The organism is Pseudomonas sp. BO3-4 (assembly GCF_034044115.1).
Lineage (GTDB): Bacteria > Pseudomonadota > Gammaproteobacteria > Pseudomonadales > Pseudomonadaceae > Aquipseudomonas > Aquipseudomonas alloputida.
The window spans coordinates 761,583-774,180 of record NZ_CP139018.1; the positions used below are offsets into that span (position 1 = coordinate 761,583).

Annotated in this window: 12 protein-coding genes and 1 tRNA gene; 7 read left to right on the forward strand and 6 right to left on the reverse strand. The window is 62.8% G+C overall.

Translation table 11 applies throughout. From position 1 onward, the window contains the following. Positions 1-218 precede the first annotated feature (218 nt). Positions 219-833 carry a LysE family translocator gene (locus REH59_RS03520; protein WP_014861555.1) on the forward strand — a complete coding sequence of 205 codons (615 nt, stop codon included), beginning with the start codon at positions 219-221 and terminating at the stop codon, positions 831-833. 130 nt (positions 834-963) lie between these two features. Here the strand turns inward: REH59_RS03520 and REH59_RS03525 are convergent. After that, positions 964-1,040 (reverse strand) — tRNA-Met (locus REH59_RS03525). Between the two features lie 95 nt (positions 1,041-1,135). Further along, entirely contained in the window at positions 1,136-2,059 is a 924-nt protein-coding gene (locus REH59_RS03530; protein WP_265536670.1) for a FecR family protein, read from the reverse strand. Between the two features lie 193 nt (positions 2,060-2,252). Here REH59_RS03530 and REH59_RS03535 point away from each other — a divergent pair, with 193 nt between their 5' ends. The 3 genes from REH59_RS03535 (at position 2,253) to REH59_RS03545 (ending at position 4,949) form a co-directional block, all read left to right on the forward strand. Further along, positions 2,253-3,467 carry an MFS transporter gene (locus tag REH59_RS03535; protein ID WP_003247436.1) on the forward strand — a complete coding sequence of 405 codons (1,215 nt, stop codon included), beginning with the start codon at positions 2,253-2,255 and terminating at the stop codon, positions 3,465-3,467. A 103-nt stretch (positions 3,468-3,570) separates the two neighbouring features. Beyond that, positions 3,571-3,708, forward strand: a complete 138-nt coding sequence (locus REH59_RS03540; RefSeq protein ID WP_003247435.1) for a hypothetical protein — start codon at positions 3,571-3,573, stop codon at positions 3,706-3,708. 83 nt (positions 3,709-3,791) lie between these two features. Beyond that, a complete protein-coding gene (locus tag REH59_RS03545) occupies positions 3,792-4,949 on the forward strand; it encodes an MFS transporter (protein ID WP_320450386.1) in 1,158 nt (385 codons plus the stop codon). A 7-nt stretch (positions 4,950-4,956) separates the two neighbouring features. Here the strand turns inward: REH59_RS03545 and REH59_RS03550 are convergent, their stop codons facing one another. Together REH59_RS03550 and REH59_RS03555 are read right to left on the reverse strand one after the other, a co-directional pair. Then, positions 4,957-5,913 carry a FecR domain-containing protein gene (locus REH59_RS03550; protein WP_047605088.1) on the reverse strand — a complete coding sequence of 319 codons (957 nt, stop codon included), beginning with the start codon at positions 5,911-5,913 and terminating at the stop codon, positions 4,957-4,959. Then, a complete protein-coding gene (locus tag REH59_RS03555) occupies positions 5,900-6,415 on the reverse strand; it encodes a sigma-70 family RNA polymerase sigma factor (protein WP_003247432.1) in 516 nt (171 codons plus the stop codon). The genes REH59_RS03550 and REH59_RS03555 overlap by 14 nt, the downstream gene beginning before the upstream one ends. Before the next feature lie 171 nt (positions 6,416-6,586). Here REH59_RS03555 and REH59_RS03560 point away from each other — a divergent pair, with 171 nt between their 5' ends. From REH59_RS03560 to REH59_RS03570, 3 genes are read left to right on the forward strand one after another with little or no spacing between them, the layout of a single operon-like run. Next, the gene (locus REH59_RS03560; RefSeq protein WP_014859290.1) at positions 6,587-7,213 is read left to right on the forward strand and encodes a DNA-3-methyladenine glycosylase family protein; all 627 of its coding nucleotides are present in this window, start codon (positions 6,587-6,589) and stop codon (positions 7,211-7,213) included. 47 nt (positions 7,214-7,260) lie between these two features. Continuing rightward, positions 7,261-8,313, forward strand: a complete 1,053-nt coding sequence (ada, locus tag REH59_RS03565) for a bifunctional DNA-binding transcriptional regulator/O6-methylguanine-DNA methyltransferase Ada (RefSeq protein WP_014859289.1) — start codon at positions 7,261-7,263, stop codon at positions 8,311-8,313. 56 nt (positions 8,314-8,369) lie between these two features. After that, on the forward strand, positions 8,370-10,781 hold the full coding sequence (locus tag REH59_RS03570; protein ID WP_014859288.1) for a DUF3772 domain-containing protein: 2,412 nt from the start codon (positions 8,370-8,372) through the stop codon (positions 10,779-10,781). 25 nt (positions 10,782-10,806) lie between these two features. Here REH59_RS03570 and REH59_RS03575 read toward each other — a convergent pair whose 3' ends face one another. After that, the gene (locus tag REH59_RS03575) at positions 10,807-12,024 is read right to left on the reverse strand and encodes a DUF3422 domain-containing protein (RefSeq protein WP_014859287.1); all 1,218 of its coding nucleotides are present in this window, start codon (positions 12,022-12,024) and stop codon (positions 10,807-10,809) included. A gap of 399 nt (positions 12,025-12,423) precedes the next feature. Next, positions 12,424-12,585, reverse strand: coding sequence for a hypothetical protein (locus REH59_RS03580; protein WP_014862067.1), 162 nt, complete (start codon positions 12,583-12,585; stop codon positions 12,424-12,426). Between the last annotated feature and the right edge of the window lie 13 nt (positions 12,586-12,598).

The following is a 12,598-nucleotide window of genomic DNA, read 5'->3' on the forward strand; positions in this document are numbered from 1 at the left end:
GCTCAGCTGTGCCGGCCTCTTCGCGGGTAAACCCGCTGCTACATGGCCACATAGTTCCCTGTAGGAGCGGGTTTAGCCGCGAAGAGGCCAAGGCAGGCTGTACGTATCTGTGAGCAAAACTATCAGATTCATCTCAGCATAAATCGATTTTTCCGCATCTGTAAGCGCTCGATAATCGGCGGTCTGTGCATTTCCATCGCCTATCGAGAGCCCTCAGCATGACCGAACTCATCGCCGTCGCCCTGTTCACCCTGCTCGCCGTCATCAGCCCTGGTGCCGATTTCGCCATGGTCACCCGCAGCAGTTATGCACAGGGGCGCAAGGCCGGGCTGGCTGCCGCCATAGGTATCGCACTGGGGGTGCAGGTGCATGTGTTGTACACGGTGTTGGGCATTGCCGTAATCATCAGCCAGAGCCCGGCGCTGTTCCTCGTCATGAAAGTGCTGGGTGCGGGCTACCTGATCTACCTCGGGTACAAGTCATTGACCAACACCCGACGCATCAGCCTGGACGGGGTTGGCCAGTCTGCTGCCAGCGTACTGCAAGCGCTGCGCACCGGCTTTTTGACCAACGCCCTCAACCCCAAGACCATGTTGTTTGTCATCAGTGCCTTCACCCAGGTGGTACAGCCTGGCAGCCCGCTGACGCTGAACTTCGCCTACGGTGCGTTCATGTCCGTTGCCCATTGGCTATGGTTCAGCCTGGTGGCGGTATTTTTTTCCAGCACGGCATTGCGCAAGGCGATGATCGAACGGCAAGTGCTGGTGGACCGGGCCATTGGTCTGGCATTGATCGGGCTTGGCCTGGCTGTGGCGGTGACCGGAATACGTTGAGGCGACGATAGCAGCGCCGAACCCTGTGGTTCGGCGCCCGGCTGCTGCTGGATGGGTTAGCGCGGGCACCAGCAACTTTTTCGCAGGCAAAGAAAAAGGGCTTACCTTGCGGTAAGCCCTTCGTCTTGTTTGGTGGCTACACAGGGACTTGAACCCCGGACCCCAGCATTATGAATGCTATGCTCTAACCAACTGAGCTATGTAGCCGATGGCGCGCATTATTCTCTTGAACGCCCCCTCTGTCAACACTCATTTCAAAAAAAATTTGCACGCTTTCAAAAACTTAGCGGCCAGCCCCGGTTTCAGCGCACCACAAGCCAGTGCCCGAGCACGCCCAGCAACTGCAACTGCTGGGCTGCAGCCAGGGATTGCAGGCTTTGGTCAGGCCGGTCGAGGTTGAAGTCGCCGCTTACACGGCGATGAGCCACGTGTTCATCCATCATCCACAGACGCTGCCCTTGGTAACCGGCAAGGCGCTCCAGCACCTGCCTCAATGGCATGTCTGTGGCTTTAAGGCGACCGTTGCGCCAACTGTCAGCGGTTTTCAGATCAGCCTTACGCACCGGGGCGATGCGTGTGTCATCGAAGGTTACCCGCTCACCTGCCGAGACCATCCGCTGCTCACCCCCCTGGGTGACCATGGCCTTGCCACTGAATACCACGAGTTCGTCACGCCCCGCATGCCGGGCTATCTGCAAGCGAGTGCCGTATACCTGGATGCGTGCGTTGCCCACTTCCACGTCCATGGCCCGCCCGTCGAGCACGACTTCCATATGCACCTGGCCCTGCACCAGGTGCAGTTGGCGGGTGCGGCCGCGCAGGTCGACGTTCATCGCGCTGGCGCTGTCCAGGTTCAATGTCGTGCCATCCGCCAAGCGTATGCTGCGGCGCTCTCCCACATCGGTGTGCAGCTCGCTGGCCAGACGCTGTATCAGCGGCCAGTACAGGTAAGCAGCAGCGCCTAACCCTAGCAAGAACACAAGCGCCAACCCTTTACCCAGGTGACTGCGACGGACAGTGACATGCCGTGGGCGAGGGCGGGCAGGTGCGGGTTGCAGCTGTTGCCAGAACGTCTCCAGCTCGGCGTAGGCGTGGGCGTTCTCTTGTACCTGGCACCAGGCTGCAAATGCCTGGCGCTGGGTTTCGTCGCAACCGGGCTGGCGCAGCAACGAAAACCACGCCAGCGCTTCCTGTTGTGGGTCGGGCTGCAGCTGCTTGGCGGACATCGGGCTCATGGGGGCGGTCTGCTCACGATAGGGGCCGTTTGGCCTAACGATGACAGGGGTCATTGGCAGAGGATGCTAATTATATTGAGAACCATTTTCAAGTGCGTGGCGACAGGGGGATAAAAAAGGTAGCTATGTATCTATTTGATTCCTGATAATCGGATCCCAAACCAGAGGACGGAGATTCAGGCAAATGGCCACCAGTAGTGCCTCCACCGCATCCACCCCGGCAGCGGCAAGCCAAGCCTCGCCGATGGTGATGCGCATCATCGGTTTCTGCGCCTTGGCGCATTTGATCAACGACCTGATCCAGTCGGTGCTGCCGGCGATCTACCCGATGCTCAAGGCCAACTACGACCTGAGCTTCGCCCAGATCGGCATGATCACGCTCACGTTCCAGATCACCGCCTCGCTGTTGCAGCCTTGGGTCGGCTTCTTCACCGACCGCCGGCCCACGCCAAATCTGTTGCCGCTAGGCACCCTGTGCACGTTGGTGGGGATCGTGATGCTGGCCTTCGTTGGCAGTTTCCCGATGATCCTGCTGGCGTCGGCGCTGGTGGGCATTGGCTCGTCGACCTTCCACCCGGAAACCTCGCGTATTGCACGGCTGGCCTCGGGCGGGCGCTTCGGCCTGGCCCAGTCGACCTTCCAGGTCGGTGGCAACACCGGCTCCGCTCTGGGCCCGCTGCTGGCAGCGGCCATCGTCATTCCGTTCGGCCAGACCCATGTGGCCTGGTTCGGCCTGGCCGGGCTGTTCTTCCTCGGCGTTACCCTGATGCTGCGCGGCTGGTACAAGGAGCACCTCAATCAGGCCAAGGCGCGCAAGACGGTTCAGGCCACCCACGGCATTTCGCGCAATCGGGTAATTGCGGCGCTGATCGTGCTGGGCTTGCTGGTGTTCTCCAAGTACTTCTACATGGCCAGCTTCACCAGCTACTTCACCTTTTACCTGATCGAGAAGTTCGGTGTGTCGGTGGCCAGCTCGCAGCTGCATCTGTTCCTGTTCCTCGGCGCGGTGGCGGCGGGCACCTTCTTTGGCGGGCCGATCGGTGACCGTATCGGGCGCAAGGCTGTGATCTGGTTTTCGATACTGGGCGTGGCGCCGTTCACGCTGGCGCTGCCGTATGCCGACTTGTTCTGGACCACGGTGCTGAGCGTGGTGATCGGCTTTATCCTGGCTTCGGCGTTTTCCGCGATCGTGGTGTATGCGCAGGAGCTGGTGCCGGGCAGCGTGGGCATGATTGCCGGGATCTTCTTTGGCCTGATGTTCGGTTTTGGCGGCATTGGTGCTGCGCTGTTGGGGTACGTAGCGGACCTGCGTGGTATCGAATACGTGTATGGGTTGTGCTCGTTCCTGCCATTGTTCGGGTTGTTGGCGGTGTTTCTGCCAAGTACAGGTAAACGCTGAACGCGCCGGGGGCCTGGCAGAGGCCCCTGGGCAATTGACGAGCCCCCCGGAGGTGGCTAGAGTGCCGCCTCTTTTTTCAATCACCTGCGTAGTAGCCAAAGCAATGCGCCGTACCCAGTCCCTCCCACACGCCCGCCAGCCTGCCTTCCAGGCACTGCGTCGTGCATGGCCGAGTGACACGGTGCTCAAGCGCCGCCGCAGCGTGCTGTTTGCCTTCACCTTCTCACCACACCTCGCCTGAACGGATCTGCGCTTTAGCGTCGCTCGCCGTCTCGGCGTGCGCGCCTGTTTCTGCACGTCTTTTCGGTTTGCCAGGAGTGGTACATGAACATGCGTTTATTGGCGGGCTTGTTGTTCGCCGTTTCTGTCGTGGGTTTCAGTTTGGGGGCCAGCTTGCCGCTGGTGTCGTTGCGCCTGCATGAAGCGGGGGCGAGCACCCTGGAAATCGGCATCATCTCGGCCATCCCTGCCGCCGGCATGATGCTCTCGGCTTTTCTGGTCGACGTCTGCTGCCGCCATCTCACCCGGCGCACTATCTATCTGCTGTGTTTCAGCCTGTGCACGGTCAGCATCGCCTTGCTCGAGTCCGCGTTCGGCTCGTTGTGGCTGCTGGCGTTGCTGCGCCTGGGCCTGGGGCTTGGCATGGGGATCGCCATCATCCTCGGCGAGTCGTGGGTCAACGAACTGTGCCCCGAACATAACCGCGGCAAGATCATGGCCTTGTACGCCACCAGCTTTACGGGCTTTCAGGTGCTGGGCCCGGCCATGCTGGCAGTGTTGGGCGCCGATAGCCCGTGGATCACGGGTGTCGTCACGGCCTGTTATGGGCTGGCGTTGCTGTGCATTGTGCTGACGGTGCCCAACGACCATGTCGAGCACGAAGAGGGCGAAAAAAGCTTCGGCCTGGCCGGGTTCTTCCGTGTGGCACCGGCGTTGTGCATGGCGGTGCTGTTCTTCTCGTTCTTCGATGCTGTGGTGCTGTCGCTGCTGCCGGTGTACGCCACCAGCCATGGCTTTGCCGTTGGCGTGGCGGCGTTGATGGTGACGGTGGTGTTTGCCGGCGACATGCTGTTCCAGCTGCCGCTGGGCTGGCTGGCCGACCGGGTTGAGCGCACAGGGTTGCACCTGGTGTGCGGGCTGGTGGCGATGGTGATCGGCATCGGTTTGCCTCGGCTGCTGAATCTGACCTGGCTGCTGTGGCCGCTGCTGGTGGTGCTGGGCGCGGTGGCGGGGGGCATCTATACCTTGGCGCTGGTGCTGATCGGGCAGCGCTTCAAGGGCCAGGACCTGGTCACTGCCAACGCCAGTGTGGGCTTGCTCTGGGGCGTAGGCAGCCTGGTCGGGCCGCTGGTCAGTGGGGCGGCCATGAATGTCGCGCCCCACGGTTTGCCCATGGCGCTGGCCCTGATGGCCGGGCTGTTCGTGTGCTTTGCCAGGCAGTCATACCGGCGCCGTGGGCGGATGCGGGCTGTGGCGCAGTGATATCCCTTTACGCCGCGCCGATGCTGACCCAATAGCGCGTCCTGTACTCGACCCGCACGGGCAGGCTGCGGGTGAGCAGTTGCAGGATTTGCCCGGTGTCAGCCAACTGATAGGTGCCGGAAACCTTCAAGCCCGCCACTTCTGGAGCGCAGCGCAACAGGCCCGGTCGGTAGCGGCCGAGTTCGCTGACAAACTCGGCAAGCGGCATCTGCTGCACGCTGAGCACACCTTCGGTCCAACCCCAGGGATCGTTGTGCAGTGTTCTGGCCTGAATGCTGCCGTTGGCGCTGACTTGCAAAGTTTCACCGGGCAGCACCTGCCTCGCTGAGGCCGAGGCAGGGAACAGCGTGACTTCACCACGCCGCACCGACAGCAGCAGGCCCTGGCTGTTTTCGCGCAGCAACAGCTGGCCATCGAAGGTGGTCAGCGGGCCGACAGGGGTGGCGACGTGGAATGGGCGGTTGTCGTTGGGGTTGCTGTCCAGGCTGACCTCGCCATGGATCAGTTTCAGCTGGCGTTGTTCCGCACTGTAGTGCAAGTCGATGGCACTGGCAGTGTTGAGCTGGATGCGGCTGCCGTCACTGCCTTGCCATTGGCGCCGTTCACCGGTGGCGGTGCTGGTGTCGGCCAGCAGTTGTGGCAGGCCTAGCGGTTCGCGCGCGGCCCAGCCCAGGCTGCCGCCCACGGCCAACAGCCCCAGTAACTTCAGGTGGTCCCTGCGGCTGGCTTTGGGGTGCTGGCTAGCGTCCAGTGTGCGCCGGCTCAAGTCCTTGGGCAGCCCGGCCAGTTCATCGCCCAGATGACTGACCCGCTGCCAGGCCAGGCGGTTGTGTGGGTGGCTGGCCAGCCAGTGTTGAAACTGCTGCTCGGTGCGCGGGCTGGGGGTGTCGAAACGCAGCTTTACCAGCCAGTCGATGGCCTGATCGACCTGCGCCTGTGCGGGCGTACCATCAGGCATCGGCATAGCGCAACCGGTAGCAGACGCCCAGGGCCTTGGCCAGATCGCGCTCGACGGTGGCCCTGGACACCTCCAGACGTTGGGCAACCTGCACGATGCTCAAACCGTCTAGCTGGGCCAGCAGGAACGCTTGGCGGACGCGCGGTTTCAACTGGTGCAAGGCGCGGTCGAGGCGTTCCAGGCTATCGAGGATGACAAGCTTATCCTCTTCGCTGGGCACTTCTGCTTCGGGCAGGTGAGCCAGGCTCTCCTGGTAGGCCCGCTCCAGCGCGCGGCGGCGGAACTGGTCGATCATCAAACCACGGGCGATGCTGCTGAGGTAGGCGCGCGGTTCTTTGAGCGGCGACACGTGGCGGGCGCGCAACAACCGCACGAAGGTATCCTGGGCCAGGTCTGCGGCATGTTCACTGCAACCGACCCGGCTGCGTAACCAACCACGCAACCAGGCATGGTGAGACTGGTAGAGCAGAGCGACCTCGGTGGGCTTGAGCGTGTCGTTGATCTGCATCGTAGAGAAGGCCCAGTCCAGTGATGTGTGCGATTGTGAATAGTTCTCAATTCTATGCGGGGAAGATGGCGCCGAGCAATGGCATGCCAAAGATTAGCTGCGCAAGAACCGGCGTTTGCCCGATGAACGGCTGCGCTAAGCTGGACCTGCAATCGACTTGATGGAGGTGCCATGATGCTGGCCGACCTTTCGCCTGAGGCCTATCACGAGGCCACGCAACACCTGGCGGCACTTGACCCGGACTGGTCGCGGCATATCGCAGCGATCGGGCCCTGCCTGCACCAGGCTACGCCGGGACGTGAGCCTTATGAGGCATTGGTGCGGGCGATTGCCTACCAGCAACTGCACGCCCGCGCCGCCGAGGCGATCCTGGGGCGTTTGCTGGCACTGTTCCCGGCAGATGATTTTCCGCAGCCAGAGCAGTTGTTGGCGGAAACCCCGGAAACCCTGCGTGCCTGCGGCTTTTCGGCGAGCAAGCTGGTGACGGTCCAGGGCATTGCTCAAGCCACCCTGGAGGGCTTGGTACCGACGCGGGAGCAGGCGTTAACCATGGCTGACGAGGCGTTGATCGAACGCCTGGTGGCGCTGCGTGGGGTAGGGCGATGGACGGTGGAGATGCTGCTGATCTATAGCCTGGGCCGTTCTGACATTCTGCCGGTGGACGATTTTGGCGTGCGCGAGGGGTATCGGCGGCTCAAAGGGCTGGAGACGGCGCCGACACCGGCGCAAATGCGTTCGCTGGGCGGCGCCTGGCGGCCGTTTCGTACCGTGGCGGCCTGGTACCTGTGGCGGGCCTGAGGTTTTTGCATCGCCCGTACAGGCAACAACATATCCGGGAAACAAAGATGAACCTCTACACCACCCCTGACCAACGCTGGCAAGCCGTAGAGAGCCGCGACACTGCCGCCACAGGCCACTTTGTCTACGCCGTACGTACCACTGGCGTCTACTGCCACCCCGGCTGCAAATCACGCCAGGCCAAGCGCGTGAACGTCGAGTTCTACGACACTGCCGCGGCTGCCGAGGCTGCCGGCTACCGTGCTTGCAAACGCTGTATCAGCAAGGCCAGCGCCACCCGCCATAGCCAGCTGGTTACCCACGCCTGCCGCTTGATCGAAACCAGCGACCCCGCGCCAAGCCTCGACCAACTCAGTGCACAGCTGGCCGTCAGCCCCTTCCACCTGCATCGGCTGTTCAAGGCCGAAACTGGGGTCACCCCCAAGGCCTACGCCACAGCCTTCCGGGCCCGGCGCCTGCGTGCGCATCTGGAAGACGGCCAGCACTCTGTCACTGATGCTATTTACAACGCCGGCTACAACTCCAACAGCCGCTTCTACGAAAGCGCCGACCAGCGCTTGGGCATGCGCCCCCGGCAATACCGCGCCGGCGGTGCCGGGGCAAGCATTCACTTCGCCCTTGGGCAGTGCTCGCTGGGTGCAATATTGGTCGCCCAGAGCGACAAGGGTATCTGCGCGATTCTGCTGGGCGACGACCCCGAGGGCTTGTTGCACGAGTTGCAGGATCAGTTCCCCAAGGCCCACCTGATTGGCGGCGACAGCGCCTACGAACAGAGGGTGGCCGAAGTGATCGGTTTCGTCGAAGCGCCCGCCTTGGGCCTGGCCCTGCCGCTGGATGTACAAGGCACCGCGTTTCAGGAGCGGGTGTGGCAGGCGCTGCGTGAGGTGCCGGCCGGCAGCCGGGTCAGCTACACCGACATCGCCGAGCGCATTGGCGCCCCCAAGGCCGTGCGGGCGGTAGCCATGGCCTGCGCGGCCAACCGTATTGCCGTGGCCATCCCTTGCCACCGCGTAGTGCGCCGGGATGGCGACATCAGCGGTTACCGCTGGGGCGTGGAGCGCAAACAGCAATTGCTGAAGCGAGAAACGGCACTCTCCTGACGGCCCGAAGCCGCGTAGAATCCCCCGCCAAATCGAATTGCAAAGAGGAATATTCGATGAGGCGTGTCAGCCTTGCCCGTTATTGCCCAGGTCTGATTGCCCTGCTGGCCCTGATGCTGTTGCTTGTCAGCCCGGCCTGGTCGGCCCCGGCCACGCCATTGTCCAACTTGGCGGCTGCCGAAGCGCCCGCACTGGACGAAAACGCCAGCCTCGAACAGCTGAGTGACCGCTTGGACCTGATCCGCCAAGGCGTCACCAGCGAGGCCAACGACGACGTGCTGTCGCAACTGCGCCTGGGCGCGATGCAGGTTCAGCGTCAAGCTGATGCACTGAGTACACAGCGCACTGCCGATGTGGGAAAACTCGACGACCAGCTGAAGGTCATCGGCCCGGCCCAGCCGGACGAGGCCGCTACCCTGACACAGCAGCGCAAAGCGCTGGAGGCCGAGAAAAAGGCGCTGGTAGCCCAGCAGGATCAGGCCACCAAGCTGACCCAGTCGGCCCGTGACCTGTCCACGCAAATCGTCAACCTGCGCCGCAGCCAGTTCAACTCGCAAATCACCAGCCGCGCAGCCTCGCCGCTGAGCCCGGCGTTCTGGCAGAGCATCATCCGCCCCACCCAGGACGACGTGGCGCGCCTGCGTGACCTGCGCGGCGAGGCGGCCGATGCCATCAGCAGCGCCTTCAGCGCCGAAAACCGCTGGCTGTTCGTTGCCAGCCTGGTGGCGGCGATTCTGGTGTGGACGTTGGTAAGGCGCGTGCTTGAACGCTTGCTGGCCAGTGCCATGATCCGTTGGTTGCCGGAGGGCCGCCTGCGCCGCAGCGCCTTGGCTCTGGGCGTTAGCCTGGCAACCCTGGGCACCATCGCCGGCTCGGTGTCGTTGCTGCGCTGGGGGCTGGAAAGCAATGCACGATTGGGTTCGGATATCGCCAGCCTGACCAATCACATTCTCACCCTGGTGGTGTTCAGTGCCTTCATCACAGGCCTGGGCCGCGCCATGCTGATGCTGCAGCGTCCGTCCTGGCGGTTGCCGGCGATCCACGACGAAGTCGCCAGTGCGCTGGGCTGGTTCCCGAAGGTGCTGGCATTGGCACTGATGGTCATGATGACCATGGAGCGCATGAACAGCGTGATCGGCGCCAGCCTGGCGCTGACGGTGGCCGTCAACGGGCTGACCGCGCTGGTGGTGGCGCTCACCTTTGCAGGCGCGCTGCTGTGTTACCGCCGCACCCTGCGCAAGCATGACCTGGAGCGCCCGACGGGCCTGGCCGGGCTGATCCCGTTCGTGATGGTCATCTGGCTGACGTTGATCCTGCTGGCACTGCTCACCGGCTACCTGACACTCGCCTATTTCCTCACCGCCAAGCTGTTGTGGGTCAGCCTGGTGATCACCTGTGCCTACTTGCTGACCACCTTCTTCGGCGACCTGTGCGAAACCCTGCTGTCGCCCCGCCAGCCCGGAGGCCTGGCACTGGCGTCGACCCTGGGCCTGGCGCCTCGCCACCAGGCGCAGGCCAGCACCATACTGGCCGGCATCGGCCGCACGGTCGTGCTGTTCCTGGCACTGCTGCTGGTGTTGATGCCGTCGGGCACCAGCCCTAGCGAACTGCTGTTGAGTCTGGGCGACTGGGATGGGACCGGCGGCAAGGTGCTCGGCAACCTGAACATCGTGCCGCAGGACATCCTGCTGGCCTTGGCCATCTTCCTCGGTGGCCTGTTCGCCATCCGTGTGGTCAAGCGCTGGCTGAGCGACCGCCTGCTGCCGGAAACCGAGATGGACGCCGGCATGCGGGCCTCGCTGGTAACCCTGGTGGGTTACCTGGGTTTCCTGTTCCTGGCCATGCTGGTGATGTCGACCTTGCGTATCAACCTCACCAGCCTGACCTGGGTGGTCAGTGCCCTGTCGGTCGGTATCGGTTTCGGTTTGCAGCAGATTGTGCAGAACTTCATTTCCGGCCTGATCCTGCTGACCGAGCGCCCGGTGAAGGTCGGCGACTGGGTCAGCCTGGCGGGTGTCGAGGGGGATATCCGCCGTATCAATGTCCGCGCCACCGAGATCCAGATGTCTGACCGTTCCACGGTGATCGTGCCCAACTCGCAGTTCATCTCGCAGAACGTGCGCAACGTGACCATGGGCAACGCGCTGGGCGTGGTCAGCATTACCCTGACACTGCCGCTGGAGACCGATGCCAACCGTGTGCGTGAGCTGCTGCTGGCGGCTTACCATGAGCATGAGGCGATTCTGGATGCGCCAGCTACCTCGGTGTCGTTCAAGGACCTGACGGCCAGCGGTATGGTGATCGGTGTGAGTGGCTATGTGGCTGGGCCGCGGCAGGTATCGGGCACCCGCAGCGACCTGCTGTTCACCATTCTTGGCCGTTTGCGTGATGAAGGCATTCCACTGTCTTCGCCGCAGAGCATGGTGCTGGTGCAGGAAGGTACGCGGCCGGCTGACGAGTCGGTGTAGGCATCGGGGGGCAAGGCCCCCCAACTCAATGCTGTTTGGCCTGCCTGATACGCAGCAGTATCACCAGCAGCACCAGCAGGACTGGCGGCGCCATGGCCATCAAGCCATCGCGCGCCGTCAGTCCCAACCCCAGTACATTCAGCCCGCCATACAAAAGCTTGAACAGATTCAGCAGGTAATAGGTGATGGCGATGATCGACAGCCCCTCCACCGCTCGCTGGATTTTCACCTGGGCATCTGCCCGGGCATTGAGGCTGCGCAAGATCTCGGCGTTCTGCTCCTCCATCTCAACTTGCACCCGCGCCTGCAGCAAGTCGCCCAGGTTGGCCACGTTCTTCGCCAACTGCTCCAGCCGTTGCTCGGTGGCTGCGCAGTAGCGCACGGTCGGCTTGAACCGGCGCTCGATGAATACCCCAAGGCGCTGGCAGTCACCCACATGGCTTTCCCGCAACTCCCCCAGGCGTTCGAACACCAGCTGTGCGTAGGCCTGGGTGGCCCCAAAGCGGTGACGGGTTTTTACCGTGCGGCTTACAACCTGACGTGACAGGTGGGCAATGGCTTCCAAGAGCCCTTTGGAATCATGGCCATCGACCCCGGCACTGCGCTCGGAGAGGCAGACCAGGGTCTTGTCGAAGGCATCCAGTTCCTGGCTCAGTTGCTTGGCCGTGCTCAGGGTCAGCGAAGCCATCATGCGGTACGTCTCGATTTCCAGCAGGCGGCGGATCATGCGGCCCTGGCGGTAGGCATTGAGGCGCCTGTTGATGAACAGGAAGCGGTTGGTGCCATCCTCGGTCAGGCGGAAGTCGCTCCATACCACCGCATCGCCACCACCCACGCACGAGCCGCACGGGTCTTTGAAACCATAGTGGGCCAGGTTCAGGTCCTGTTCGTGACGTACCAGCACCTGCACTGCATTGATCACCTGCCCCGCCTGCGGCGCAATCGCCTCGGCCAGCACCGGCGGCAGGGTTTGCCATGTGGTATCGGCTGTGGTGCATGGCACAACCAGCGTCAACGTGAAGAACTCGGTGTGCCGCTCCCATTTGAACGGGTGGCCATCCATGTCAGTGATGCCTTGTGCGGCACCGGTGTCCGAAACATCAGGGCAGCAGCGTTGTAGCAATGCTGTACAGGCAGCATCGCCGCCGAGCAAGGCCAGGTGGAAGACATGCGCCGGGCCGTCGAAATAGAGTGACGGACGGGCGTGCAGTTCATTGTGCAAGGCGGTGCGTTGAGGGTGCATGGGTGGTCCGGCCTGGTGTTGTGATTATGGGGGTACCAGGAAGTGGGACTTTGCGGGCACTGGAGAAAGTCACGCGGGGGGAATGTTTGTATGGCCTGTACCGGCCTCTTCGCGGGTGAACTGCTCGTGGGCGCTCAACAGTTGAAAAGCCTTCGCGGTCGCCTGTAGGAGCGGGTTCACCCGCGAAAGGGCCGGCCCTGCTGGCCAATTTCCACCCGCCGCTCACCGTCGCAGCCGCCACCGTATTCGCGGGTAAACCCGCTCCTACACACAGCACAGGCCGTTGTAGGAGCGGGTTCACCCGCGAACACCGGCAAAGCCGGTGCCATCCACCGCGTTGGTTTTCTTCGCGGGCATGCCCGCTCCCACAAGATGACCACAGGGCTGAGGTGTTGTGGATTACCTGTGGGGGCTTACCCGCGAGGAGGCCGGAAAACCATAGATTTCGCCTTGCCCCACGGTTTGATGATTAATCACCTCGATTTCAAAGCCTTTCCAGGCATTGCCGCCGTTGAAGCTGCAGGTTGCTGCCTGTCGACTGACACCGGTGAGAAGCTTCAAGGCGGCCCCTTGC